29 protein-coding genes are annotated in these 25,332 nt (G+C 52.6%); 8 read left to right on the top strand and 21 right to left on the bottom strand.

Annotated features, from left to right (window positions below):
• Nucleotides 1-3: 3 nt before the first annotated feature.
• The 5 genes from OSH01_RS02705 to OSH01_RS02685 are packed head-to-tail and all read right to left on the bottom strand — an operon-like array spanning nt 4 to nt 5,280.
• Nucleotides 4-1,365, bottom strand: coding sequence for an amidase family protein (locus tag OSH01_RS02705; protein WP_266122501.1), 1,362 nt, complete (start codon nt 1,363-1,365; stop codon nt 4-6).
• Between the two features lie 43 nt (nt 1,366-1,408).
• Nucleotides 1,409-2,314: an alpha/beta fold hydrolase gene (locus OSH01_RS02700; RefSeq protein WP_266122500.1), complete on the bottom strand. Its 906-nt coding sequence runs from the start codon at nt 2,312-2,314 to the stop codon at nt 1,409-1,411.
• 37 nt (nt 2,315-2,351) lie between these two features.
• Nucleotides 2,352-3,656, bottom strand: a complete 1,305-nt coding sequence (locus tag OSH01_RS02695) for a TRAP transporter large permease (protein ID WP_266122499.1) — start codon at nt 3,654-3,656, stop codon at nt 2,352-2,354.
• A 44-nt stretch (nt 3,657-3,700) separates the two neighbouring features.
• The gene (locus tag OSH01_RS02690; RefSeq protein ID WP_266122498.1) at nt 3,701-4,186 is read right to left on the bottom strand and encodes a TRAP transporter small permease; all 486 of its coding nucleotides are present in this window, start codon (nt 4,184-4,186) and stop codon (nt 3,701-3,703) included.
• 50 nt (nt 4,187-4,236) lie between these two features.
• Nucleotides 4,237-5,280: a TRAP transporter substrate-binding protein gene (locus OSH01_RS02685; protein ID WP_266122497.1), complete on the bottom strand. Its 1,044-nt coding sequence runs from the start codon at nt 5,278-5,280 to the stop codon at nt 4,237-4,239.
• 201 nt (nt 5,281-5,481) lie between these two features.
• Here OSH01_RS02685 and OSH01_RS02680 point away from each other — a divergent pair, with 201 nt between their 5' ends.
• Nucleotides 5,482-6,297 carry an IclR family transcriptional regulator gene (locus OSH01_RS02680; RefSeq protein WP_266122496.1) on the top strand — a complete coding sequence of 272 codons (816 nt, stop codon included), beginning with the start codon at nt 5,482-5,484 and terminating at the stop codon, nt 6,295-6,297.
• A 44-nt stretch (nt 6,298-6,341) separates the two neighbouring features.
• On the opposite strand, the gene OSH01_RS02675 is transcribed toward OSH01_RS02680, so the two are convergent.
• On the bottom strand, nt 6,342-7,247 hold the full coding sequence (locus OSH01_RS02675; protein ID WP_266122495.1) for a methyltransferase domain-containing protein: 906 nt from the start codon (nt 7,245-7,247) through the stop codon (nt 6,342-6,344).
• An 82-nt stretch (nt 7,248-7,329) separates the two neighbouring features.
• Here OSH01_RS02675 and OSH01_RS02670 point away from each other — a divergent pair, with 82 nt between their 5' ends.
• Nucleotides 7,330-8,115 (top strand): ComF family protein, encoded by a 786-nt coding sequence (locus tag OSH01_RS02670; RefSeq protein WP_266122494.1) that lies wholly within the window; start codon nt 7,330-7,332, stop codon nt 8,113-8,115.
• A gap of 3 nt (nt 8,116-8,118) precedes the next feature.
• Nucleotides 8,119-8,589 carry a tRNA (cytidine(34)-2'-O)-methyltransferase gene (locus tag OSH01_RS02665; protein WP_266122493.1) on the top strand — a complete coding sequence of 157 codons (471 nt, stop codon included), beginning with the start codon at nt 8,119-8,121 and terminating at the stop codon, nt 8,587-8,589.
• 58 nt (nt 8,590-8,647) lie between these two features.
• Here the strand turns inward: OSH01_RS02665 and OSH01_RS02660 are convergent, their stop codons facing one another.
• Genes OSH01_RS02660 through OSH01_RS02640 form a run of 5 tightly spaced genes read right to left on the bottom strand, consistent with a single transcriptional unit; the run spans nt 8,648 to nt 11,939 of the window.
• Nucleotides 8,648-9,643 carry a Bug family tripartite tricarboxylate transporter substrate binding protein gene (locus OSH01_RS02660; protein WP_266122492.1) on the bottom strand — a complete coding sequence of 332 codons (996 nt, stop codon included), beginning with the start codon at nt 9,641-9,643 and terminating at the stop codon, nt 8,648-8,650.
• Nucleotides 9,644-9,664: 21 nt separating this feature from the next.
• Nucleotides 9,665-10,708, bottom strand: coding sequence for an NAD(P)H-dependent glycerol-3-phosphate dehydrogenase (locus OSH01_RS02655; protein ID WP_266122491.1), 1,044 nt, complete (start codon nt 10,706-10,708; stop codon nt 9,665-9,667).
• Nucleotides 10,709-11,209: a protein-export chaperone SecB gene (gene secB / locus OSH01_RS02650; protein WP_266122490.1), complete on the bottom strand. Its 501-nt coding sequence runs from the start codon at nt 11,207-11,209 to the stop codon at nt 10,709-10,711.
• 35 nt (nt 11,210-11,244) lie between these two features.
• Nucleotides 11,245-11,502, bottom strand: a complete 258-nt coding sequence (gene grxC / locus OSH01_RS02645; protein WP_266122489.1) for a glutaredoxin 3 — start codon at nt 11,500-11,502, stop codon at nt 11,245-11,247.
• 26 nt (nt 11,503-11,528) lie between these two features.
• Nucleotides 11,529-11,939 carry a rhodanese-like domain-containing protein gene (locus OSH01_RS02640; RefSeq protein ID WP_266122488.1) on the bottom strand — a complete coding sequence of 137 codons (411 nt, stop codon included), beginning with the start codon at nt 11,937-11,939 and terminating at the stop codon, nt 11,529-11,531.
• 99 nt (nt 11,940-12,038) lie between these two features.
• On the opposite strand from OSH01_RS02640, the gene gpmA reads away from it, so the two are divergent.
• The 4 genes from gpmA (at nt 12,039) to OSH01_RS02620 (ending at nt 16,816) form a co-directional block, all read left to right on the top strand.
• Complete coding sequence (gene gpmA / locus OSH01_RS02635) at nt 12,039-12,785, top strand: 2,3-diphosphoglycerate-dependent phosphoglycerate mutase (protein ID WP_266122487.1); 747 nt, start codon at nt 12,039-12,041, stop codon at nt 12,783-12,785.
• A 2-nt stretch (nt 12,786-12,787) separates the two neighbouring features.
• The gene (locus OSH01_RS02630; RefSeq protein WP_266122486.1) at nt 12,788-14,383 is read left to right on the top strand and encodes a murein hydrolase activator EnvC family protein; all 1,596 of its coding nucleotides are present in this window, start codon (nt 12,788-12,790) and stop codon (nt 14,381-14,383) included.
• A 164-nt stretch (nt 14,384-14,547) separates the two neighbouring features.
• Entirely contained in the window at nt 14,548-16,050 is a 1,503-nt protein-coding gene (locus OSH01_RS02625) for a S41 family peptidase (RefSeq protein WP_266122485.1), read from the top strand.
• A 10-nt stretch (nt 16,051-16,060) separates the two neighbouring features.
• The gene (locus OSH01_RS02620; RefSeq protein ID WP_266122484.1) at nt 16,061-16,816 is read left to right on the top strand and encodes a HesA/MoeB/ThiF family protein; all 756 of its coding nucleotides are present in this window, start codon (nt 16,061-16,063) and stop codon (nt 16,814-16,816) included.
• 60 nt (nt 16,817-16,876) lie between these two features.
• Here OSH01_RS02620 and OSH01_RS02615 read toward each other — a convergent pair whose 3' ends face one another.
• The 6 genes from OSH01_RS02615 to OSH01_RS02590 form a co-directional block, all read right to left on the bottom strand.
• Nucleotides 16,877-17,596, bottom strand: coding sequence for an HAD-IA family hydrolase (locus OSH01_RS02615; RefSeq protein ID WP_266122483.1), 720 nt, complete (start codon nt 17,594-17,596; stop codon nt 16,877-16,879).
• A 4-nt stretch (nt 17,597-17,600) separates the two neighbouring features.
• A complete protein-coding gene (gene argB / locus OSH01_RS02610) occupies nt 17,601-18,497 on the bottom strand; it encodes an acetylglutamate kinase (RefSeq protein WP_266122482.1) in 897 nt (298 codons plus the stop codon).
• Nucleotides 18,498-18,577: 80 nt separating this feature from the next.
• Complete coding sequence (locus OSH01_RS02605; RefSeq protein WP_266122481.1) at nt 18,578-19,072, bottom strand: peroxiredoxin family protein; 495 nt, start codon at nt 19,070-19,072, stop codon at nt 18,578-18,580.
• The gene (locus tag OSH01_RS02600; RefSeq protein ID WP_266122480.1) at nt 19,069-19,773 is read right to left on the bottom strand and encodes a BON domain-containing protein; all 705 of its coding nucleotides are present in this window, start codon (nt 19,771-19,773) and stop codon (nt 19,069-19,071) included. The genes OSH01_RS02605 and OSH01_RS02600 overlap by 4 nt, the downstream gene beginning before the upstream one ends.
• Nucleotides 19,770-20,363 (bottom strand): phosphoheptose isomerase, encoded by a 594-nt coding sequence (locus tag OSH01_RS02595; protein ID WP_266122479.1) that lies wholly within the window; start codon nt 20,361-20,363, stop codon nt 19,770-19,772. Before OSH01_RS02595 ends, OSH01_RS02600 begins: the two co-directional genes overlap by 4 nt.
• A gap of 139 nt (nt 20,364-20,502) precedes the next feature.
• The gene (locus OSH01_RS02590) at nt 20,503-20,967 is read right to left on the bottom strand and encodes a YraN family protein (protein WP_266122478.1); all 465 of its coding nucleotides are present in this window, start codon (nt 20,965-20,967) and stop codon (nt 20,503-20,505) included.
• Between the two features lie 34 nt (nt 20,968-21,001).
• Between OSH01_RS02590 and rsmI the strand changes: the two genes are divergently transcribed.
• Nucleotides 21,002-21,916: a 16S rRNA (cytidine(1402)-2'-O)-methyltransferase gene (rsmI, locus tag OSH01_RS02585; protein WP_266122477.1), complete on the top strand. Its 915-nt coding sequence runs from the start codon at nt 21,002-21,004 to the stop codon at nt 21,914-21,916.
• On the opposite strand, the gene OSH01_RS02580 is transcribed toward rsmI, so the two are convergent.
• The 4 genes from OSH01_RS02580 to OSH01_RS02565 all read right to left on the bottom strand — a co-directional run bounded on the left by OSH01_RS02580 (nt 21,913) and on the right by OSH01_RS02565 (nt 25,321).
• A complete protein-coding gene (locus OSH01_RS02580; RefSeq protein ID WP_266122476.1) occupies nt 21,913-22,980 on the bottom strand; it encodes a septal ring lytic transglycosylase RlpA family protein in 1,068 nt (355 codons plus the stop codon). The genes rsmI and OSH01_RS02580 overlap by 4 nt on opposite strands.
• A complete protein-coding gene (gene rapZ / locus OSH01_RS02575) occupies nt 22,977-23,852 on the bottom strand; it encodes an RNase adapter RapZ (protein WP_266122475.1) in 876 nt (291 codons plus the stop codon). The genes OSH01_RS02580 and rapZ overlap by 4 nt, the downstream gene beginning before the upstream one ends.
• Nucleotides 23,853-23,922: 70 nt before the next feature.
• The gene (gene hprK / locus OSH01_RS02570) at nt 23,923-24,849 is read right to left on the bottom strand and encodes an HPr(Ser) kinase/phosphatase (RefSeq protein WP_266122474.1); all 927 of its coding nucleotides are present in this window, start codon (nt 24,847-24,849) and stop codon (nt 23,923-23,925) included.
• Nucleotides 24,821-25,321 carry a PTS sugar transporter subunit IIA gene (locus tag OSH01_RS02565; RefSeq protein ID WP_266122473.1) on the bottom strand — a complete coding sequence of 167 codons (501 nt, stop codon included), beginning with the start codon at nt 25,319-25,321 and terminating at the stop codon, nt 24,821-24,823. The genes hprK and OSH01_RS02565 overlap by 29 nt, the downstream gene beginning before the upstream one ends.
• Nucleotides 25,322-25,332: the final 11 nt, after the last annotated feature.

Below are 25,332 nucleotides of genomic sequence, written 5' to 3'. Positions count from 1 at the left end.
GCTTCAATTAGTGAGGGGGGTGATAACAGGCTCAAGAGACTGTGCTGCGGCTAAAAGTGCTAGATCTTGGCCGTTGCTCATGGTGAGTGAAATGCCGACGGGAAGTCCATGTCTGTCGAATCCAGCTGGCAGGCTAAGTGATGGCATATCGAGATAGCTACTTGGCATGGTGTGACTGAGTACGGTGGCGTTGCATTCGGCGAACACCGTTTCGTCAGCTTCTAGTGGGGCTTGTGTGGGTACTGAAATAGGTATGGTGGGGTAAAGCAAAATCTCATGCTCGGCTAAGGCGTTATGGCAGGAGGCGATAAGCTCAGGGCGTTGTGCGCGTATCTGCTGAGCTGATGCCGGTGAGATGAGCAGGCCGCGCTTGAGTCGGGATATGATTCGAGGGTCAACTTGTGCTTGCAAGCTAGGGGTGTTTAGCAACTGCTGGTGTACTTGTACAGACTCAATCGCAACGAGTGTGCCGTGTTGCTTGAACAGCGCTAAAGTTTTTGTATAGGGTGAGAAATTGCGTCGTTCTATGGTGTAGCCCGCTGCCGACAAACGATTGATTAGCTGTTCAAAAACGGCTCGTACCGCTTGGTCTACCTGAGCTAAGAAGGGGCCTTCTGGCACCACAAAACTAGGCCTGTACGGGAGGCAAGGTGTATCGTTCACCGAAGGCTGTAGCCCCGTGAGGCAGGCGTCTAGTAGTCGTATGTCGGCCATATTGCGAGCAATTGGGCCTGCGGTATCTAAGCTAGGGGCCAACGGGAACATGCCCGCTTTAGGGTAGCGCGCACTAGAGGGCTTGTATCCCACGAGGCCATAGCAGGCGGCAGGAATGCGGCTTGAGCCAGAGGTATCACTGCCCATTGAACTGGCCACGATCCCTGCGGCTACTGCTGCGGCGCTTCCGGATGAGGATCCCCCAGGAATATGGGCATGATCCTTACTATAAGGGTTGTGGGGGGTGCCAGAGTAAGCGTTAATGCCTAGTCCTGAATAGGCCAGTTCACTCATGGTGGTTTTACCAAGTGAAACCATCCCTAGGTTTTGTAAGCGCTCCACCAGCTCGGCATTTTTCCTTGCTGCGGGCACTTGACTACGGCTTTGTGAGCCACAGGTAGTGACCGTGCCAGCAATGTCAAAAACGTCTTTCCATGCAATGGGGATGCCGTCTAAAGGGCTGAGCGGTTGATTGTTGCGCCACCTTAGTTGGCTGGCCCGCGCTTGCTCTAAGGCGAGCTCTGGCAAAAGAGTGACCCAGATGTTTTCCGATAAGTGGCTTTTGCTGAGCGCTTCCTCTAGCAGGCTGACGGGATCAGTACGACCCTCGCGTAGCGCTTGTGTTAGTTGGTGCAAGGTGGGCAGGGACATATCGAGGCATCCTTGAGCGTGAAGTTAACGTGGGTTAGACGGGTCAGAGGCTGGGAAGCCATTGCCCTATTGCTTGGGCTACCTGTTCTTCGCAGCCTACGTACCAGTGATTGCCCGGTACGATGAGATGGGTGAAAGCAGGGCAAGCAAGGGCATGCTGCTGTAGTAAGGTTTGAGCCCGATGCACATCGCCTTGGCCAACGATTTCGCCTGTTGTGCCGTAAATAGAAAGGATGGGAACATGGACTTTGCTTAAGTCTTGAAAGGCGGTGTGAGAGTGCCGATCAAAAAAATTAAAACAATCAGCAGCTTGGCCATCCTCGAAGCGATCCACCAGAGTTTGGGCAGAAATACGCTGCTGTAAGATACCGACCACACATGTTTCGGGCATCAGTTCACGGCCCTGTCCCGAAGCAACTTTCGACTTGGCTAAAGCTAAATATTCGTCTGCTTTGGTTTGACCATGCATGGCCCAAAAGGCGCCCTTTAGATCAGGTGCCGACGCGAGGATGGCGCCTTGAATGCGCTCATCTGCTGTGTGTGCCAAATAGTGGGTTATTTTGGAGGCGCCCAAAGAATGGCCAAGCAAGATGATAGGGCCACGAGTGTGTTGGCTAGCATAGTCCACCCAAGCAGCAATATCGACGATGCAGTCATGGAAAAATTCAAATGCTGAACCACTTAGGTAATAGCCGGGAGGGTTGTCACGAGTCGATAGGGCGATATTGCCATGGGCGCTACTGGCAATTGATAAAATGTGCGTATTGACCAGGCTGGGTGAGGACAAAAAGTCGAAGACAAAGCTGGTGTCTAAACTGCCGCTTAAGCCGTGCAGGCAAATGATGATAGGCGAGTCAGGACTTGCCGCCGCATGAAAGCCCGTCATGTGTATTCCTGCAGACGAGGTAATGCGTTGTAGCTGACCCGCTCGGACGACGGACTTATTCATGATGGTATCTTCTTGCTTCAAATTCACGAGTGAGCCTCTAGCGCATCAAGTTAGGTAAAAAGAGGATGAGTGAGGGGAAGGCGATCAGGACGCCGATACGCACTACGTCGATCAGAATGAATGGGGTGACGCCTTGGTAAATAGTCCAAATTGACGTCTTTTTCGATAAGCCCTTAATCACAAATACATTCAGGCCGAATGGGGGAGTAATCAGCCCTAGCTCAACGCACATGGTCACGATGACGCCGAACCAGATCGGATCAAAGCCAAGCTCCATGACTATGGGGTAGACGATAGGCACAACGAGCACGATCACAGCTAAAGCGTCAATGAAGCAGCCTAATACCAGCAAGATGGCAATAATGACAAAAAGCGTCCCGTAACGCCCTAAATTAGCGCTCATGAGAAGATCGGTGACGCGCTCAGGAGTGCCAGTGATGGTTAAAAAGTAACCAAAAAGAACGGCTCCGGCCATGATCAGCAAAATAGCAGCGGCTGTTTTGACACTGTCAGCTAAGGAGCGGAATAAGTTGTTCCAAGAAAGGAGTCGCATGCAAGCGGTCAGCACGATACTGCCTGCTGCGCCTAGTGCGCCAGCTTCTGTGGGGGTAAAGAAACCACCATAAATTCCTCCAATGACGAATACGCTTAGAAGGAGTATTGGCCCTAGTCTACGCAGGGTGGAAAAGCGTGCTTTCCAGGGGAATGACTCTCCTTTAGGCGCATCTTGGGGGCGCAACACCAGCCAGCCTTTAACAGTGAGTAAATACATGAAGATAGCGAGGAGCCCAGGAATGATGCCCGCCATAAATAACAGGCCCACGCTTTGTTGTGTTAGCAAGCCGTACACCGCTAAGGCGATGGAGGGAGGGATCAAAATACCTAGTGTGCCGCCGGCAGCGATGATTCCCGTTGCTAAGCGTTCTGAGTAGCCTTGCTTGACCATTTCAGGTAATGCCACCCGGGTCATGGTTGCTGCGGTCGCCGCAGACGAGCCACAAATGGCAGCAAACCCTCCGCAAGAGGCGACAGTCGCTACGGCTAGACCTCCGCGAAAGCCTCCTAGCCAGTATTGCGCTGCCTTAAATAGATCGCCACTGATCCCCGAGACCACGGCGACTGCTCCCATGAGTATAAATAGGGGAATCAGCCCCATGGTGTAATCAGAAAGGGTGGCGATCAGGGAGTGAGACAGGAGTTTAAAAGCGGGGTCTAGACCTGTGACCAAGCCAAAGCCTAGTAACCCTGCTGATCCCATGGCTAAGCCTATAGGTACACGTAATAAACATAGGAGGAGTAGCGTTCCGAAACCGGCCGCCATGGCTAACTCTGGGCTAAGCATAATGAAACACCATTAAAAAGGGCTGGGTGAAGGCGCAGGGAGGTTTAGTTGGAAGTGTCGGTTTCATCGCTAGAAAGCATTTTTTCTGGCATGAGAAATTGCCCAAGCAATATAAAAAAGGCGGCCAAGATGCCAGCCCACGCGGCCGCATAGAAGCCCCAAACAGGCAGATTAAGATCTACCGTGAGTAGCCCTGCTGCATGGGTATCGACTGTCTTCGAGGCTAGTGCTAAGGCAACGCCAGCTACTAGAATCATGCTGATGCCTGAGCCGATACGCGTTAGCACTCGCTTGCCGCGGGCCGATAGGGCGCCCCAATAAATATCTAGTTGAATGTGGTCGTGATGACGAAAGGCAAGCGCCATCCCCCAGCAAATGACCACACTTAATAACAGCCGCGATATTTCATACTCATCAGGGATTGGCCAAGAAAACGCATAGCGTGTAATAGCTGACAGGGTTGTTAAAAAAGCCATGATGAGTAAAAGAATCGATGGGACGATTTCCAGTACAGAGTAAAAGCGCTTCATTGTCGTCTTCCAAGAAAAATCGCGGCGTTTGTTGTTGGAGTAGAGGCTATTTAATAACCAGCGTTGTAAGCGTCTAGGCGTTTTTGTAAATCGGCATAGATGGCTTGTCCGTCAGCCCCGGTTTTATCGACCGTGGCTTGCCACTCTGCACGCACTTGTTCCGCCATGGCTTTCCATTCGGCTTCTTTCTCGCTGGGCACGGTGTACAGGGTGTGATCAGACTTTGTCATGAGTGCTTGACGGCCTTCTTGCTCCCAGTCATACCAAGCTTTAGGTAAGCGTTCGGCCCAGTCTGCGTTGCAATGTGAGTCGATCACTGCTTTTTGCTGATCGGATAAACGTGCGTAAGAGTTTTTATTCATTACGATGGCTGTGCCCAGTGAATAAAAGTTCATGTCTAAGTGATACTTCAAGGCACGATCCGCACCCAAAGCACTCAGCAAATTCCATGGAAAGGAGATTGCGTCAACGACTCCACGCTCTACCGCATCGGCGGCGTCAGAAGCTGAAAGTTGGATGGGTGAAGCACCCGCTAAGCGGTAAAAGTTCGCCGCTTGAACATTCGGAGAGCGTATTTTTAAACCCGCCATATCGGTTGGGCTTTCAATCTTTTTCTTAGAGTGAATAGTGCCGCCACCGTCGTAGAACATAGTGCAGACCTTGACGTCACCCATCTCTTGATCGGCATAGTTCTGATACCACTCGTAGAGGGCTCGTGAACCCTTACCGTTATCGGAGACTGAGAAGGGGATTTCTGCTGCACTAACAATGGGGAAGCGACCAGGCTCTATGCCTACGAGGTAGAAGGCCATGTCGACGATACCGTCACGTGCCATGTTGTAGTGATCTTTAGCTGGACCCAATTGTTGTGCTGGAAACACTTGGACTTTCAAACTTCCTTCTGAGGCTTGCTCAATGGATTTAGCCCAAGGCACCATGACGCCAGAATGTAAGGCGTTGGTGGTGGGAAGGTTGTGAGATAGGCGTAGTCGTACAGGTTTGTCAGCAGCGTTAGCGGTAGCCTGTAAGCCTATCGTGAGGGCGAGGGCGCTAATGCATGTAAACGTGCGTATTTTATAGCTGGAAGCTGTCATGGTATGTCTCCTGAAAGAGGGTTGAGCTATGGATAGGATAAGTGCTTACTTTTACGTATTTGTTCCATTTTTCGGAACAGTGCTATCGTTATTCGGAACATTTTCGATCTGAGGTGATCAATTGTCAAGTAGGGTTTACTCATGCTGAGTAGTTTTTTCTGCTAGAGTTGAGGCCTTCTACAGAACAACAACTTCACCTTTATGCAAGAATCTCCAATACAAAATGAGTCTGTTCTCGAGCGCCAACTGCGGGTGTTGGAGCTGTTAGCTCAATATCCCGCAGGGCTTGCGTTTAGTGAGATTTTGCGTGTGTTGGATTTTCCGAAAGCCACACTTCATCGCATACTGGCCGGGCTTATGCAGTCAGGCTGTGTAGAAACGAGCCCTGTCCTTGATGGGAATGAGGGGGTGATAGCGGGGCGTAGAACGTATGCACTAGGACAACGTATTCAACGCTTATTGGCGGTTGCTATTTCTCCTAATCGTATGGCTTCGGTTTCTCAGCGTGTGCTTTATGAGTTAGTTGAAGAGTTCCACGAAACGGCTTTTTTGTGTATGTTGCGAGGCACGCAAATCGAAAGTATTGCCATGGCCACTCCCCCAAAAGATTGGCATGGCTATGTCAATCCTGGGCATGTCATGCCCCCTCAGGCGGCTGCGTCAGCGAAAGCTATTTTGGCGTTTCGCTCTTTGAGTGAACAGCAGGAAATTTTGCAGGAGCCTTTTGCTGCGTTAACGGATAAAACTTTAGTTTCTCGTGCTGCTATTAATGATGAGCTGGCACAGGTAAGACGGCTCGGCATTGCATGGTGCAGAGAAGAAATTGCTCCGGGTTTGGTTGCTGTGGCTGCCCCTATTCCACTTGCCCAGTTAGGGGTGCTTTTTTCTGTTTCTATTGTTGGTCCGTTTGAACGCATGAAGTCGCATGACGAGATTCAGATAGGCGCAGCATTGCAAGAGGCTGCTAGTAAGCTAGCGGCGATTTTTGCTCAGGAAATGAATGTGGATGTGCGTTAGGGAGCAACTGGGCACGATACCGATAATCATGAATAACCTAACGGTTACTTTTTACGCCGCGCAATAGAAGAAATAGGAATATGGATTTCACCGCTATCGCTGCGCGAGGTGGCTGCGCGCCAAGCGTGGCCGTAAGCGACTTCGAGTGTTAGGTGAATCGTGCCGTCCATGTGTCGTTGCCGCTCTAGCGCTTGCAGCAGACGGTCGCGCCAAGCGGCGGTGCTTAGGCCTGCTTTGCGTCTTGGATTGGGGTTGCCTCCTAAAGCGTGTACTTCTTGCAATAGGGTTTCAGGGCTGCGATAGGTTAAGGTGATGGTTTCTTGGTCCATCACCGGGTCAGTGAAGCCGTTTTCAAGCAATAGATCACCAAAGTCGTGCATGTCGACAAAGTTCAGCGTTGCCGTGTGCAGATCGGCCTCAAGTAAGGCGCTGCGTAGTTCCTGCATGGATGCCGGCCCCAAGCTAGAGAACATGACTAAAGTTTGTGGTTTCAGTAAGCGGCGCCACTCGGCCAGTACGCGATGGGGTTCAGGGTGCCAGTGTAACGCCATGTTGGACCAGATTAAGTCTTGGCTTTCGGGGGCTAGGCCGGTATCCGCCATATCGGCTTCTACCCAATGTGATTGGGGGGTGGGCTGATTACGTAAGCGTTGCCATAAGCTGGGTTTGGCTTGATAGCGCTGGCGCGCCGCGGCGAGCAAGGCAGGGCTATGATCTAAGCCTATGTAATTCATTTCTGAGTAACGTGCTCGCAGCGGCTCTAGGGCATGGCTGGCGCCACAGCCAGCATCAAGGACTTGATGGGCTTGTAGCCGCACCACGCTAAGGCGTGACAGCATGCGTTGGGCGATTTCACCGTAGATAAACTGGGCCGCATCAAGGGGGGCGCGACGGTTAAACTGCTGGATGACGGTGGGGGTATGAATATCTAGAGACGGATGTTGGGACATATTTGCGCTTAGGGCTACTGGGCCAAAGTGGCAAAGCGTGTTTACATGCTTTGCAACGAGTGTTCAGGTGTCAGGGGTAATTATGAACCATATATGGCAGGCAACGGGTGTGCTCACTCGGGGCGGCAGGGGTTTACTCGATTTATTATCCGCTTTACGGCAGGGCTTGCCTAGTGTTTGTCCTTTATGTACGGAAGACAGCCGAGGCGGTTTACTTTGCCAGTATTGCTTAGCGTATTTACGCCGTGATACCGTGCTGGCGTGTACGCGCTGCGGGCTTGATATCAGTGGCCTTATGCAATGCCCCGATTGTTTGGCGGTACCGTTTGTGCTGGAACAGACGGTTTGTGCATTTGATTATGTTTTTCCTGGCGATTTACTGATACACGGGCTTAAAATTTCTCATCGTGTAGAGCTGGTACCCGCGTTGGCGCATTTGCTTTATTCCTGCTGGCAACTGGCAGCGCCGACGATGCTCGGTGAGCCATGTTGGGTAGCAGTGCCCGCTAGACGTGCTTCCTTGCGCCGCCGCGGGTTTAGTCCACCTGCCGAGCTTTGTCGCTACTTAGGGCGTTATACCTCGGTGCCTGATTGGTCGCTGGCGGTGGGCTGGCACGCAGAACCTGTGCCCATGCAAAAGCAATTGTCACGCCACGAGCGTTTCCGTGCGATGCGGCAGGCGTGGCGTTGTGATCGAGATCTGGCTGGGCGTACCGTGGTGCTGGTCGACGATGTAATGACCACCGGCGCTACGTTAAATAGTTTGGCTCAAGTGTGCTTGCAGGCCGGTGCCGTGCAAGTGTTTGGTTTGGTTTTGGCTCGTACCCCTTATCCTAATCGTTTGGGGGCGGGATTGTTTTCAAGGTAATTCATGTTTCATATCGTGCTGGTGGCGCCAGAGATTCCACCGAATACGGGCAATGTTATACGTTTGGCAGCCAATACAGGGGCGACGCTGCATTTGGTGCGACCACTAGGTTTTGCGTTGGAGGACAGTAAGTTAAAGCGGGCAGGCTTGGATTATCACGAATGGGCTAGGGTGCAAATTCACGATAGTTTGGCGCTCGCGTTGGAAGCTATTGCTGTGCCCCCCGAGCGTTGTTTTGCTTTTACCACCCGGGGTAGTCGCCTGTTAGGCGAGTTTGCTTTTCAAGCAGGGGATGTGTTTGTGTTTGGTAATGAAACGTCGGGCTTGGCGGCACACGATGTAGCTTTATTTGAACTTACTCAGCGTGTGCGTTTGCCCATGTTGGCTGGGCAGCGTAGTTTGAATCTGTCTAATGCCGTGGCGATAACGGTTTTTGAGGCCTGGCGTCAGGTGGGCTACGCAGAAGGGGTGTAGGCAACATAAGTATGCCCACCATGTAAGGTGGGCATGTTCTGAAGTATCTGTTGCGTGCTTATTGCAGGGTTAGATTAAGACGCTCGATCACCGCATCCCAACGCGCTTTTTCGTTAACGACTAGTTCGTGCAGCTCTTCGGGTGTCGATGAGACTGGGTCGAAATACAGTGTTTTGAATTTTTCTTTGACCGAATCCGTATTTAAAATAGCGACGATTTCGGCATTCAGCGTATTGATGATCTCTTGGGGGGTGCCAGCCGGAACAAAGATAGCGTCCCACGAGATGGCTTCGAAATCGGCCGGGCCCTCTGAGGCAATGGTAGGCAGACCTGGTAGTAGTGCCGTGGGTTCTAGCGAGGTGATGGCTAATGCTTTGATGTTACCGGCATCAACTTGCGGCATGGCAATACCTGGAACCATGAACGCAGCGTGGAGATCTCCGGCGATGGTCGATGTAATTATTTGTGGAAAACCCGCGTAAGGAATTTGCTCTAGGTGTATGCCTTCGGCGTGTTCTAGCATGGCCATCGCTAAATGGGCTGAGCTGCCTGGGCCAACTGTGCCGTAATTGAGTGCACCAGGGTTCCCTTTAGCCCATTTGATGAAGCCTTGGTAATCGTTAGCTTGGGCATTTTTGGGTACGATCAGCACATTTGGACTGGTGCCTAGCAAGCTTACAGGGGCCAAATCAGTGAGGGGATCATAGCCCAAGTTTTGTTTATACAGCGTGGGCGCAGTGACCATGGGACCATTGATGGTCAGCAGCATCGTGTAGCCGTCGGGCTTGGCGTGGCTGGCGTAACGGGTGCCTATATTACCTCCTGCTCCAGGGCGATTATCCACAATAATGGGCGTGCCTAAAGATTTGGCGAGGGGCTCAGAAATGGTGCGCGCCAGGATATCGGGTGATGAGCCAGCGGGGAAGGGAACGATGAGTTGGATAGGGCGCTCGGGCCAGGCCGCGTGGGCAGGGCCGGCTAGCACTAGGCAAGTGCCAAGGGTAGCGAATGCCGCTTTAGCGAGGGTTTTTAAAGAGAGCAGCGAGTTCAGCATAATAAGTAATAAAGAAAATATTTATTCGGACTTGGCCTCTCGGGACAATAGCATGACAACTGCCTCTTGGGGAGCCAGACCTTCGTAGAGGATCTGGCATATGGTGTCGGTAATAGGCAAGTCCACGTTGTGGATACGGGCCATTGACTGTACCGCCCGTGCACAGCGCACGCCCTCGGCAGTGACACCGGAGTCAAGAATATCCTGCAAGCTTTGGCCTTGGCCTAAGGCGAGACCTACTTGGCGATTACGCGACAAGGGGCCTGTAGCGGTTAAGACTAAGTCGCCTAAGCCCGTTAGGCCTGCGAATGTGTCGGCATGAGCCCCCATGGCAACTCCTAAACGTTGCATTTCCGCTAAGCCTCGGGTGATGAGGGCAGCGCGTGCGTTGGTGCCTAAGCCAAGGGCATCACCAATACCACAGGCAATAGCCATAATGTTTTTCAGCGCTCCGCCAATTTCTACGCCGATGATGTCGGTACTGCTATAAAGCCGTGCCTGAGTGCCGTGCAAGACATCAATGGCTAGCTGCGTAGCGTGGGCCGAGTGGCTGGCTAGAGTTAGAGCAACTGGTAGGCCCTGAGCGACTTCTAAGGCAAACGATGGCCCGGAAAGCACGCCGGTATGTAGCCATGGATAATGCGGCAAATGTTGGGCCACGACTTGATGCGGTAATAATGCAGTGTCGGGTTGCAGGCCTTTGCAGGTCCATAGAACTAGGACAGGATGTTGGCGTTTGGGCGGTAACAAACGTGCTAAGGCAGCACATGTTTGTGCTAGCCCGGCTACGGGCACACCCAAGATAATCAGCGCTGCTTGTCGGTCGTCAGAGAGGGTGCCGTGTATAACGGCAGCCATATCGGGACTGGCCTGTAAGGAGTCAGGCAGAGCGATATCGGGTAGGTAACGTTGATTGCGGTGCTGCTGGTTGATTTGCGTGCACAGTTTGGGCGAGCGGGCCCATAACAAGGTATGTGCCCGCTGACTGGCTAAGGCAGCTAGGGCGGTGCCCCAACTGCCTGCGCCTAATACCGCAACCCGTGTGGGTGTCGATATAGTGGGCATTTATGCCTGTGCTTCTTGGCCAGCGGCTGCCTGTTGCTGAGCCAATTGTGCTTGACGTTGCTCGTACAGGTTTTGGAAGTTCACCTCGGTTAGGTGCAGCGGAGGCAACGAGGTGCGGTTGATCAAGTCAGCGATCGTGGCACGTAGGTAGGGGTACAACATGGTTGGGCAAACGATGCCCAAAATGGCATCCAGTTGCTCGGGAGGCAGGTTGGCGGCTTCAAAGATACCGGCTTGAGTAGCTTCTACCAAGTACAGCACTTTGTCTTCAATACGTGTGGTAACGGTTGCAGTAACAGTGCTTTCGTACACGGTGTCGGCCAGACGCTGTCCACCTACGTTAACGGACACTTCCACTGAAGGGGTGGCTTGTTCTAGGAAGATTTGTGGCGCGTTAGGCATTTCTAGGGAAATGTCCTTAACGTAAGTGCGTTGCAAGCTGAAAGAGGGCTGCACATCTTGAGAATCTTGTGCGGCGGTGTTAGGGGTCTGGTCGGCCATGAATATATCCTGGTGATTAAGTTAAAAAATAGAATTTACTTGGATAGGAGCGGAAGGAGACCCCCTTCGCGGTCCAAAGCAGCTAAATCGTCGTAGCCACCCACATGCGTGTCGCCAATGTAAATTTGCGGTACGGTACGACGCCCTGTGCGTTCCATCATGATGGCGCGCTGTTCGGGCTCACGGTCAATCAAGATTTTATGAATGTCGGTTACGCCACGATCCTGCAATAGCATGTCGGCACGCATGCAGTAAGGGCAAGTGGTAGTGGCATACATCGTTACTTTTGCCATGTTCAATGCATCCTAGAGGTGGGAGGTTACGATTTTTTGACAGGTAGGCCTGCTTGTATCCATGCTTGGAGGCCGCCCTCCAGTGTATAGATTTCTTGCAGACCATGTTTGCGCAGTACGTTTATACTGCGAGGAGCGGTACGGCCTGTTTCGCAAATGAGGATGATGGGCTTATCTTTAGGTAGAGAATTGGCTTTGCTGTCTAGGTCTGCTACCGGAATGTTGCGTGCTTGCGCTATAGCACCCGCTTTAAACTTATCATGGTTGCGTAAGTCCACCAGTAACGCATCTTTATGGTTTACCATTTGCACAGCCTCTGCAGTGGGCAGGGGGCGGCCAGCACGTCCTTTCCGAAAAGTGGGTAACAACAGCATAATGCCCGAAACCGCTGCAATTGCTAAAATAAGTAGATTGTTTTGTCCTAATATGAAGTCCACGATGAGTCCCGTTGAAAGCCTAAAAGATCAAGAAAAAAATGGCTGTACCGTTGATTATAAAGTGGTGCCGATTTTTTAACCTTAAGGCTGTTTTTTACCATGTATAAATTAGTGTTGATGCGACATGGCGAAAGCCAATGGAACCTTGAGAACAGGTTTACTGGCTGGACCGATGTCGACCTTACAGAAACAGGGCGCTTGCAGGCAAAGCAGGCAGGCGAATTACTCAAAGAAAATGGGTATGAATTCGATCTTGCTTTTGCCTCCGTGTTAAAGCGTGCGATACGCACACTGTGGATCGCCCTTGATTCCATGGACGCCATGCACACCCCTATTGGTTTGAGCTGGCGACTCAATGAACGCCATTATGGTGCGTTACAGGGCTTAAATAAAGCGGAAACAGCAGAAAAGTTTGGTGATGAGCAGGTTTTAGTGTGGCGCCGTGCTTATGCTATTGCCCCGGATCCCGTCGCTATCGATGATCCGCGCAACCCTAGCTTCGATCCTCGCTATGCTCGCGTGCCAGCCGAAGAGCTCCCTCGCACTGAGTGCCTGAAAGACACCGTGGCCCGAGTGGTGCCGTTTTGGGAAGACTCCATTGCACCAGCCATTCGTGCTGGACGTCGTGTGTTGGTAACGGCCCACGGCAATAGTTTGCGCGCTTTAATCAAACACCTTGATAGTATTTCTGAAACAGATATTGTGCATTTGAATATCCCTACGGGTCAGCCGCTGGTGTACGAGCTGGACGAGAATCTGCGTCCTATTCGTCACTACTACTTGGGTGACCAAGAAGAAATTCAGGCAGCGATGCAGGCGGTGGCGAATCAAGGTAAGGCTCAGTAATAATGAGGTGGCGCAGTAGCGTAGCGGTATGGTTGGTGGTGGGGCTCAGTGCAAATTGTTTTGCACAGTCAGAGCTGGCCACGCGCCAAGATCAAGCACGTCAGCAGCAGGCGGAACTGCGCCGCCAAATTGAAGCCTTGCAAAAAAATATAGAAAATAGTACCCGCTCGCAACAAGATGCCACGCAAGCGCTACGGCAGTCAGAGCGGGCGATTTCTACGGTAGACCGTGAGCTAGAAACATTGCAGCAGCGCCAAGCGGCAGTGCAGGCAAATATGCGTGAGCTGGCTACCGAGCGTAAGCAACAAGAGGCAGAGCGTGAGCGTCATCAGCAAGCTTTAGCTAGCCAGTTGGGGGCGCAGTACAAGGCAGGTAGCTCACCTTGGGCCGCCTTGCTGTCGGGGGACGACCCCAATATTATTAATCGTGACCTGTACTATTTATCGTATGTGGCACGTCATCAAACCGAGCAGGTCATTGCTTTGCGTCGTACTCTTGATCGCTTAACTGCGTTACGACAGCAAGCAGAAAAAAATGAGCGTGAGCTAAAAACGCTGGAACACGAGACACAAGCCAAGCGTGCGGAGCTAGCTGAACAGAAGCAGCAGCACGCCCAAGTTTTAGCTAAGGTAGAAGCTGAGCTTAAAGCACAACAGCAACAGTCGGGGCGTTTACAGCAAAATGATAAACGCTTGGGCGATTTAATCGGTGGTTTAGAGGTTGAAATTGCTCGCCAGGCCGAGTTGGCGCGTCAGGCGGCCGAGCGGCGTAAATTAGAAGCGGCAAAAAAAGCCGAGCAAGAGCGTTTAGCCAAAATAGAGCGTCAGCGTGAACAGGCGCAGTTGGCGGCGGCTCAAGCGCTGGCTCGGGCAGAACGCGAAAAACAACTTCTTGAGCGTGCGCGGGCAAGTCAAGCGCCGGTGCCAGTAGCCCCGCCTCGTCGGGCTCCAGAGCCGGACGACACGGCCACGCCCGCTGAGCATGCCGCATCGCCAGGGCAAGTGGCAGGTATGCGTCCACCCAGTACCTATCGGCCTCCTAGTCGTCACGAACAACTTGGGCAGCATGATTTACGTGGTTCGGGCTCGTTGACGGTAGAAGAAACAAATTTGGCGGCTCCGGCGCAGGCACAGGTGGCTCAAGCTCGCGTGGTGGAAACAGTGCCAGAGCCCACTAAGCGCACCACCAAGCTCGAGCCTGACGGCGGTTTTACGGGCTTGAAGCGTGGCTTAATACGTCCCGCAGCGGGGCAAATACAGGGGCGCTTTGGTAAAGAGCGCCCAGATGGCGGGGTTTGGCGTGGAGTGGTACTGCGAGCGCCAGCCGGAGACCCTGTTAAGGCGGTCGGTGCGGGTAGGGTTGTGTTTGCCGATTGGCTGAGTGGTTTTGGCAACCTGCTAATTATTGATCACGGCAAGGGGTTTCTGACGGTTTATGCCTACAATCAGAGCTTATTGAAGCAGGTTGGGGATGTTGTTGACCCTGGTGAATTGGTAGCACGCGTAGGGTCTACGGGTGGACAGGTAGAGCCTGGTTTGTATTTTGAGATTCGTCAGCAGGGTAATGTGGTGAATCCGGAGCTATGGTTAGCACGCTAAGTCATTAAAGAATCATTTACAAATTTTATACTTGGCACCACAGTTCCAGACCTTTTGTGCTGGTATTGCTTAACTAGCACTGCTAGTATGGCCTTTTGTAGCGGATAATGACCGGGTTATTATAGTTGTCCGACAGGTATATATTTGAATATATGGGAACGTGCATGAGCACAAGAAGGTTTCGCGGTATAGGATTATTGACAGCGGGCGCTTTAGGTGGGGTGTTAATCAGCCTCGGGCTAACGGCGTTGGCGCAGCGTGGCGAGCCCTTGCCCTTGCGTGAGCTGCAACAGTTTGCCAATGTGTTTTCGGCGATTAAAAACACGTATGTTGAACCGCAAAGTGATGAAGAGCTGATTAATAACGCGATCAAAGGTCTATTTACTGACCTCGATCCGCACTCGGCTTACCTGGACGAAGATGCCTTCAAAGAAATGGAGGCTATGACCCAAGGTGGCTTTGGCGGTTTAGGCATAGAGATCGGTAGCGAAGACGGCATGCCTAAGGTGATCTCGCCCATTGAAGACACTCCCGCTGCACGAGCGGGTATTTTGGCTGGCGATATCATTACCCATATCGATGGTAAACCCACTAAAGATATGAGCCTGAACGACGCCATCAAATTGATGCGTGGTGAGCCCAACACGCCGGTAGATTTACGTATATCCCGTAGTGGACGCGATAAACCCATAGAATTTAATGTGGTTCGCGATCTTATCAAAGTGCGTAGTGTGCGCAGTAAAATGCTCGACGGAGACATCGCTTACGCCCGTATTGCGCAGTTCCAAGAAGGGACTGCCGCTGATTTGCTTGAGCAGCTATCCAAGGTGAAACCTGATGGGCAACCGCGTGCTTTAGTGCTGGATTTACGCAACGATCCCGGCGGTTTATTGGAAAGCGCAATTGGTGTGTCGTCAGCCTTCCTAGAGCCTGGTCAATTGGTTGTCTCTACCAAAGGTCGTATCCCCTCGTCTAATCGTGAATACTACGTGCGTCAGCTCCAAACCGTGCTTAACGGACGTAAAGGCGAGAACAACACGATTCAGCGTGTCGAGTGGCTAAAGAAAGTGCCTATGGTTGTGTTGGTGAACGTAGGGTCGGCCTCGGCCTCTGAAATTGTGGCGGGTGCCCTGCAAGATCACAAACGAGCAACCATTATAGGTAACCGTACCTTTGGTAAAGGGTCGGTGCAAAGTGTGGTGCCTTTAAGCGAAAGCGCGGGCCTGAAGCTGACCACAGCCTTGTACTACACCCCCAATGGCACCTCTATCCAGGTCACTGGCGTTGAACCCAATATCGTAGTGGATGATACCGCGGCGGGTAATTTGTTCCGCTTACCACGCGAGGGTGATTTAAAACGTCATTTGCTCAATAGCACTATTGAAGAAACCAGCACAGAAGACACCGAGCAGGCCGAAATACCGGATGAAATAAAAATGTTTGAGCTGGGTGGCGCTGACGATTACCAGTTGAAGCAAGCTGTCAATTTCCTTGACGGTAAGCCTGTACAGCGCACTGATCCAGTTTTGGCAGCTCAATTGCGTGAGCAAGCGCAGGCTGCCCAAGCTAAAGCCGAAGCCGATGGCACAGCTACACCTAAACCAGCGGTAAAAGGCGAACATTTTCGAGTGACGCCTCAAGGGCTGGAGACAGTTCCTGGCAAGTAAGGCAGTGCCCATGAATGACGAGCAGTTATTGCGTTATGCGCGGCATATCTTACTGAATGAGTTCGGTATCGAGGCACAGGAAAGTATCCTGGCCTCGCATGTGCTTATTATTGGTGCGGGCGGCTTGGGCTCGCCTGCCTTGGCCTATCTTGCTGCATCGGGGGTAGGCCGAATCACCATTATTGATGACGATCAGGTCGAGTTAAGCAATTTGCAGCGGCAAATTGCGCACACCACCGACCGCATAGGTTGGGATAAGGTGGCGTCGGCGCAAGTCATGGCGAATCAATTAAATCCTGGCGTACGTGTTGATCCCGTCGTGGCAAGGCTGGATGACACCAGTTTGGCACATTGGGTACAGCAGGTAGATCTGGTGCTAGATTGTTGCGATAACTTTGCTACGCGGCATGCGATTAACCGTGCTTGCGTGGCGGCCCGTAAGCCCTTGATCTCTGGCGCAGCGATTCGTTTCTCTGGGCAAATTTCTACTTACGACTTACGCCAAGAGCAAGCTCCTTGCTATCACTGCCTATTTCCTGAGGCAGACGACGTAGAAGAGCTACGTTGCGCGACGACGGGTGTTCTGTCGCCTTTGTTGGGTATGGTGGGTAGTGCACAGGCCAGCGAGGCCTTAAAGGTGTTAGGCGGCTTTGGTGAGCCCTTGGTGGGACGCTTGTTAAGTGTTGATGCCTTGACGATGAATTGGCACACCGTACGGTTTGGACGTGATCCCGATTGCCCTGTTTGCGCAAATAGGTGTGAATAGGCAACCATAGCGACGTAGTTACGCACTGCCTTGAACATACTGCATCGGTATCCTGAGTGTTTATCGTGGGGCGAACCGCATGGTGCGTAGCTGATTAATACGGCTGTCTACATATAAAGACCGGCCCCGGTGGGTACCGCTAAAAGGGGTGCCTGGGTTGAAAATATGCACGGTGTTCAGGCCACATTGGCGTGCGCTTTTCAGGTTGCGCAAGGTGTCTTCAACCAGGGTAATACGCTGTGGGGGTACACCCAGCTTAGCCACGATCTGTTGCATAAGCCCCAACGATGGCTTGGGGCGGTAGCGACCCTGTAAGCACATATGCTCAATAGACCAAATGCCGTCAATGGCAGGTAAGGCGTGTATCGCACGCATGACCCGTTGGGCGTAGTCTAGCGGTGCATTAGTGAGCAGCAGTTTATAGCCCGGCAAACGGTTTAATAGGCCTACCAGCCCTTTTTCTGAGTGCACTAAGGGCTGTACATCAAAGTTATGGGTGAGATGCAGGAAAAGGTCTGGGTCGGTTTGATGATGCCTATGCAGCCCTATCATGGTGGCGCCATAGCGTTGCCAGTATTCCTTACGCAGTACGTCTGCTTGCTGGTGATCGAGCTGTAAAAGCTCTGCAACGGTACTGGTCATGCGGCTATCAATGGCCTGGAAAATACCTTGCGAAGCATTGTGCAGGGTATTGTCCAAATCAAACAGCCAAACATGCGGGGCATGTTTGGCGGCGCTTAAGGGCCGCGCCCAAGGATGGGCACGGATAGGGTAGCGCATGGGCTTAGTGCGAGCGAATCATGGTGCCTACGCCTAGGTCGGTAAGTACCTCTAGGAGCAAGCAATGGGGGACGCGACCGTCGATAACATGCACGGAGTTCACTCCGTTTCGGGCGGCTTCTAGTGCTGAAGATATTTTTGGTAGCATGCCGCCAGAAATCGTGCCGTCAGCAAAAAGGTCATCGATGGTTTGCGCTGATAGCGTGCGCATGAGCTTGCCGTTTTTGTCCAGTACCCCAGGGGTGTTGGTCAGCATAACCAGCTTTTCGGCACCCAGTATTTCTGCCATTTTGCCTGCTACGACGTCGGCGTTGATATTAAATGCTTGCCCGTCCTCGCTGCAGCCAATGGAGGAAATAACGGGGATAAACTGATCGTCTTGCAAGGCACGCACGAGTTCAGGTTCAATCTGGGTGATGTCGCCGACATAGCCGATGTCTAACCATTGGCCGGGGTTCTCTGCGTCAGGCAACAGTTTCTTTTTCACCTGTATCATGCGACCGTCTTTGCCAGTAAGCCCTACGGCACGGCCACCTGCTTCGTTGATCATCATGACGATGTCTTGTTGTACCTGGCCACCCAGTACCCACTCTACGACTTCCATGGTTTCGGCATCGGTGACACGCATGCCTTGAATGAAAGTGCCTTCTTTACCAATACGCTTGAGAGCATCGTTAATTTGTGGCCCACCGCCGTGTACTACTACGGGCTTAAGCCCGATGAGTTTCAGTAACACCACATCGTGCGCAAAACTGCGCTGCAAGGCTTCTTCGGTCATGGCGTTGCCGCCGTATTTTACGACGATAGTTTTACCGTGAAAACGTCGTATATAGGGCAGCGCCTCGGACAGGACTTCGGCTTTGACCTGGGGAGAATGGACATGGTTATCGGAGGTGCTCATAGTGACGCTCACTTGTAGAAAACCCGGGCCCATGCAAGATGGGAAGCCCGGGATTTGTGCAGAGTAAAATAAATAATGTGCTAACTAGCCAAGGCTTTTTCAACGGTTTGGGTAAATTCCTGTTTGTCGTAATTGCCTAGGTAACGTTTAATAATACGGCCCTGTTTGTCGAGCAGAAACGCGGTTGGCGTAAGGCGAATGTCGCCAAACGCCTTGGATATCTGGCCATCGCTATCGCTGACGACGGTAAATGGCAGGTCGCGTGAGGAGGTGAAGTTTTTGACGTAATCGAGCGGGTCGTGTTTCATTGCTACTGCAATGATATCAAACCCTTGGTCAGCGTATTGCTGATGGTTTTTGATATTGTCGGGCATTTGTGCTACGCAGGTCGTGCAATCTGTTGCCCAGAACTTAACCAGTACCACCTTGCCGCGTAGGTCTGAGGTAGTAAATTTTTTACCTTGTAGATCGGTAAAACTTACTTCCGGGGCCTCGGCGCGCGAGTCGCCCATGCCCCAGATAGCAAGACCTATTGCCGCGGCGATGACAACAACAATAAAGGCTATTTTTTTCATTGGACGGGCATTATTTCAACTTGTGATTGAGTGGGTGCCATGCTTTCAGCAGGTTGGGGCTCGTTTTCAATGACGGCCGGCTGTGAGTCGCGTGCATCCCTGAGGGTTTCGGGGCTGACGTACTCGAATAGTTTGACCACGCGGCTTACCCCAGGCACGCTGGCGGCGGCAATGGCGGCGCGCTCACCTTCGGCTTCGGTCACCATACCCAAAAGATAAACGACCCCGCGCTCGGTGGTGACCGAGATAGTGCGGCTAGGAACGTCTTTGGTGTTGATAAGGGCAGTGCTAACCCGGGTAAATAACCAAGAGTCGTTTGTGCGCACGCTAAGCTCGGTGGGCGGGCCTACGCGTAACTCGTTAACGACGCGATTGACTTTTTCAATTTTGGCAATGCGTTGGGCTGCCGCGAGTTTGTCGGCTTCGGTGGGAACATCGCCCGTTAATAGCACGAGCCCGCCATACGAGGAGGTGTTAATACGCCCTTGTTTGTTTTCCAGCAGCTTGCGGTTTTCGGAGCCGGCTTTCATGACAATGGTTTTGTCATCCACTTGTTCGCCCGCTGTGCGCCGGTCAGTGGCTACGAGAGCTGTTGTGGCAGCGGTGCCTCCAACTAACAATAGCCCGCAGGCAGATAAGGTGCTAACAGTAACGCCAGCTAAGGCGGCCATTAAGACATAACGTGGCAGCTTGGTGCTCATAGGGTGTCTCCGAGTAAGAGCGCATCAATACCGTCGCACATGGCGTGCAAAAGAATGATGTGTACCTCTTGGATACGCATGGTTCGGTCATGGGGCACACAGAGATGGATATCTGTGTCGGATAAGATTTCAGCAATTTTGCCGCCGCCTTTGCCTGTGAGTGCAATAACGACCATATCGCGTTCGCGGGCTGCTTGTATAGCCTTGATGACGTTAGGAGAGTTGCCACTGGTAGAAATGGCGACGAGGATGTCACCGGTGTGGCCTAGGGCACTGACTTGACGCTCAAAAATAGCATCGTAACCGTAGTCGTTGCCAACTGCCGTTAAGATGGCGGTATCGGTATTCAGGGCAATGCCAGCCAAGGGTAAGCGATCGCGTTCGAAGCGGCCTACTAGCTCGGCAATAAAATGCTGCGCATCGGCAGCTGAGCCCCCATTCCCACATGCCAAAATCTTACCGTCGTTGGCTAATGTGGCGAAAAGCAGCTCTACGGCGCCCGCCAAGGGTTCAGCCAGTTCGCGTGTGCTGGCTTTGATGGTGTCGACTGAGTCGTCGAAGTGCGAAGTCATTAAGGCTATTAGGTCCATGTCCGCAATTATCGCATGGAGTAAAAAGGAGTGGGTTGACTGTAGAGTTTCAAACGTAAAAAAGCAATCTATTCTGCAAGATTCGGACAGTTTTGTTACGAGAAGGTTCCTAATTCTGTGACATAGCCACTTTGTTTTGTTATTCGCTTACAAATGCGTGACGTATCCAAGTGATGGTTTCGCCTTGTATGGCGACTACGTCGAAGCGGCAAGGGGGGCAGGCCGGTAACGCTAACTGTGTGGGCAGTGTATTGAGTAAGTATTGCGCGGCGCGAATGAGCTTTTCTTGCTTATTACGATCTACACTGGCGATTGCCCCACCAAAACGTGAGCTACGGCGTGAACGCACTTCAATAAACAGTAAAGTGTGATGATGCCAGGCCAGTAGGTCTATTTCGCCTAAGCGTGTATGTAGGTTCTGTGCCAATATTTGCACGCCTTGCGCCGTTAGATAGCGTGCTGCTCGTTGCTCGGCGGCGCGTCCGCGCTGTTGTTGTGCAGATAGGCGCGGTACACATTGACGTGGTAGGACGGTTTTGGCGCGGCGGCGACGTATGGCTTTTTGCTGGGCGCGGCGGGCGACATCAAAAGCAAACTGAGACATGAAGCGAGCGGCTCGTGTTGTTAAGGATATGGGAATGAGCAATCAGGGACAGCAGGAAACGTGGGCGTTATTAAGCGAAAAAGTGCAGGCGCAAAGTTGGCCAGCGTCATGCCTTTACGTGGTAGCCACACCTATAGGAAACTTGGGCGATTTGAGTTTGCGCGCTTGGCAAACCTTATTGCGCTGCGACATTATCGCCGCAGAAGACACGCGTGCCAGCCGTCAGTTATTACAGGCTTGGGGGGTAGCCACTCCCCTAATGGCAGCGCACCGGCACAACGAGGCAGCGGCTGCCCAAGCCATCATTGAGCGCCTACACCAAGGTGAGCGTGTGGCCTTGGTGTCCGATGCTGGAGCTCCGGCGGTCAGTGATCCCGGTGCGCGTATTGTGCGGGCGGTGCGTGATGCGGGTTTTCAAGTCGTGCCGATACCCGGCGCTTCGGCGGTTATTACAGCCTTAATGGGCAGCGGCGCTACTAGCGACGAGAACCCTGCTTTTTGCTTTGCGGGTTTCGCCCCTTCCAAGGCGCAAGCGCGTCGTAAGTGGTTGCAGCAATGGGCACAACAGTCCATGCCTGTGCTGTTTTTTGAGTCACCACACCGTGTGCTTGATACGGCACAGGACTTAGCCCTGGTGTGTGCCGACCGACAGGTGACGATCGCACGTGAACTCAGTAAACGCTTTGAACAAATTCACACTTTGGCGGCGGATCAGGTGGTCGAGTGGCTGCAAGCAGATAGCCATAGGCAGCAAGGCGAGTTTGTGCTGATTTTGCATCCGGCCACGCCTAGCGCGCTAGACGACGAAGACATTCCTGCCGATACTCAGGCGTGGATGCGTGCGTTACTTGAACATATGTCGGTGCGTGATGCGGCTCGCTTGGCCAGTAAGGTCAGCGGCATCAGCCGTGATGTGCTGTATAACTGGGCCTTGGCGCAAAAGGCTTAACGTACGGCTAAGCTGGGTTTTTCGCCTGTGTGTTGTTGTATGCGCAAGGCAGCGTTAACGGCTTCGGTACGGGTTGGATAAGGGCCTATTTGCACGCGGTACAGGGTGTTGACGGCCTCGACTTCAGCACTACGTACTTCAATACTGCGGATTTGCTGATTCAAGCGTGAAGCAAGGTTAGAGGCATTTTGTGGGGCTGAAAAAGCACCAAATTGCAGATAAATGCCGGTTCCGTTGGTAGAACTGGGCCTGTCAGATGGGCGGATCGCTAACTGTTGATCTTCTTGGTTGCGGCTCCAGCTTGGCGTATTGTCGGTTTCTTCAATGAAACTATCATCGGTTTGGGCCGTGTCGCTCACGGCAGAGGCGGCGATTAGTGCCTCAAGGCCGTGTTGGTCGCGATCAGGTTCTAGGTGTAAGCCATTGCCAGCAGGTTTGGGTGGGGGCGCCTCGGGGGCAGTGTTGTTGCCGTAGTTGCCGGCTCTTATTTCGTCGGGGGTAATGGCTTGCACCACCACCGTACCGCTTCCCGGGCCAATTAAGCCTAGTTTAGCGGCCGCCACGTACGATAAATCAATGATTCGCGAGCTATGAAATGGCCCTCTGTCGTTGATGCGTACGATGACCGACTGACCTGAGCCTGGCCGAGAAACCTTGGCGTAGCTGGGTATAGGTAAGGTAGGGTGGGCAGCCGTCATGGCGTACATATCGTAGGTTTCGCCATTGGCCGTTTTTTGACCGTGAAATTTGCGCCCGTACCATGAAGCGGTACCGGTTTGACGAAAGCTGCGGTGGTCGGTTAGCGGAGTAAAACTTTTGCCCAGTACGGTATAGGGGCGTGTATTGGCTTTGGCTAACGGTTCTATGCGAGGTACTGCATTAGGGATAAGGTGTATGTCTTTTGGAGGGGAGCTGCCCGGGCCATCGTCTTTATAGTAACCGCCGCCTTGTGTCGTCACGACGCGCCCACCGCTGCTTTTGCGCGGGCCGCTGGAGCAGGCGGCGAGTATGGCGCAAGCAAGTAAAAGGGCAGGAAGCAGGTAAAGGCGACGGCGTAGGCTCATAATACGGGATCAACTGCAGGCTGGTTGCGATGCCGTATCAGTAGCGGTGAGTGGTCGGCAAATTGTATGGCCAGTTGTTCGCACACATATACCGAGCGATGTTGTCCGCCGGTGCAGCCAATGGCTACGGTTAAGTAGTTGCGCGTGTCCTGCATATAAAGCGGTAGCCAACGACGGATGAAGGTGGCGATGTCATCGATCATTTTTTCTACCGAGCCAAATTGCTGCAACCATTGAGCCACGGGCTCGTCTTTGCCTGTTAACGGGCGTAGGGCTTGGTCGTAATGCGGGTTGGGTAAGCAGCGTACATCAAACACCAAGTCAGCGTCTCCGGGTACCCCTCGCTTATAGGCGAATGACTCGAAGGTTAATACCAGTTGCAGTCGGTCGGCTTGAACGAGATCACGTACCCAAGCGCGTAGTTGACCGGGGGTAAGGTCAGTGGTGTCGATGACATGTTCTTGCTCGCGCAGTTCGGCGGTGATTTCACGCTCTACGCGTATGCACTCTTCCAGCGATGGGGCGCGTCCGTCAGTGCGTAGACGTTCTGTTAGTGGATGGCGTCGGCGTGATTCTGAGTAGCGCTGCATGAGCGCGTGATCGCTAGCATTTAGAAAAATGACGCGCAGTGGATAGCCTTCATCGCGCAGTTCACGAATCAAGGCAGGTAGACCGTGTAGGTCGTCTAGGCCTCGTACGTCGATGGCCACAGCGACGCGTTCTTGGCCCTGAGCAACAGAGTGTGCCAGGAATTCAGACAGAAAGCGGGCAGGGAGGTTGTCTACACAGGTATAGCCTGTGTCTTCTAGTAAGCGTAGTGCTACGGATTTGCCTGAGCCGGAAATGCCGGTAATCAGTACGACTTTCAGCATAGAAGTATCACTTAGCGTGGTGCGACCTACCGATGACTGGGGTAGGTTGCGGGTTTATGTCGGGCCCTGCTTAGTCTTTACGATTATTCATAATGGCCAAAGCTTGGCGTTCTATGAAGTCGCCCATGGTATCAATACCACGGAAGGTTAATATCGTATTGCGAACCGCCGCCTCAACCAGTACGGCTAAGTTACGGCCCGCAGCCACTTGCAGCATGACGCGAATAATAGGGATACCCAGTATATCCACGGTCTCGTTTTTTAGGGGCAGGCGCTCGAAGTTTTCCGGATTGCTGCGCACCAAATGTACGATGAGCTTAAGCTTCATTTTACGCCGTACAGAGGCTTCGCCAAATATGGTGCGTATATCGAGTAGGCCTAAACCGCGGACTTCGAGCAGATTTTGCAATAAAGGTGGACACTGGCCTTCAATAATATTGGGAGCCGTGCGTAATAATTCGACTGCGTCATCGGCCACCAAGCCGTGCCCACGTGAAATAAGCTCAAGAGCCAGTTCGCTTTTCCCTAGGCCAGATTCGCCTGTAATTAACACTCCCATGCCTAGTACGTCCATGAAGACGCCATGCAGGGTGGTTTTTGGAGCCAGGCGTTTACCTAAGTAAATACGCAATAGATCAATGAGCTGAGCCGCCTCGATGGGGGTGCAAAGTAATGGCACCCCATTTTTTTCGCAAAAATCTCGCAGATCATCGGGGGGCTGCTCGTTGTCGGCAATAAAAATGCCGGGCACGCCACCTTGCCGCAGCTCATCGAGATGGTGCAGCTTGCGTTTAAGATCAAAGCGGTTGTAGTAGGACACCTCGGCTTCACCAAACACCTGAATACGGGCCGGGTGAATGAGGTTGAGATGGCCAATTAAGTCAGCAGCCGATGTGCCGTTAGCGAGGATAACGCGATCACTGGCGTTTTTCCCCGCCGCCCATATCATGGGGATTTTGTCGTGGTTGTCACTGACTAGTTCTTGAACTGTCAACATGACTGTCATCCGGTTGAGCTGCTTGGGGATTGGTCAAAATGTGGTGTATGAGCGCGGGGTCGGTTTCGCTTGATAACTGATGGCGTATTTCCGGGTCGGACATGAGCCTGGCAATTTCGGCTAGTAGGTCTAGGTGAGTTTGCGTGGCGGTTTCTGGCACCAGTAGAAAAAACAGCAGGCTGGCGGTGCGGCCATCACTGGGGTCAAATCGAACGGGCTCAGCAAGACGCATAAAGACGGCACAGGGCTCTTTGAGATCTTTGATGCGGCCATGCGGCACGGCAACGCCGTGACCTAGTGCGGTTGAGCCTAGACGTTCACGGGCAATGAGGCTGTGGAAAACAGTAGTACGGGCGATGCCGTGCTGATTTTCAAAAATTAGCCCAGCCTGCTCAAAAGCCCGCTTTTTGCTAGTGGCTTCTTGATCCAGTACGATATTTGCAAGAGGTAGAATGCGCGACAGGAGATTCATGACTGCTATTA

This window comes from Alcaligenes endophyticus (assembly GCF_026344035.1).
Taxonomy (GTDB): domain Bacteria; phylum Pseudomonadota; class Gammaproteobacteria; order Burkholderiales; family Burkholderiaceae_B; genus Alcaligenes; species Alcaligenes endophyticus.
The sequence above is the reverse complement of the archived record's forward strand: the minus strand, read 5'-3'. Positions and strand labels throughout refer to the sequence as shown.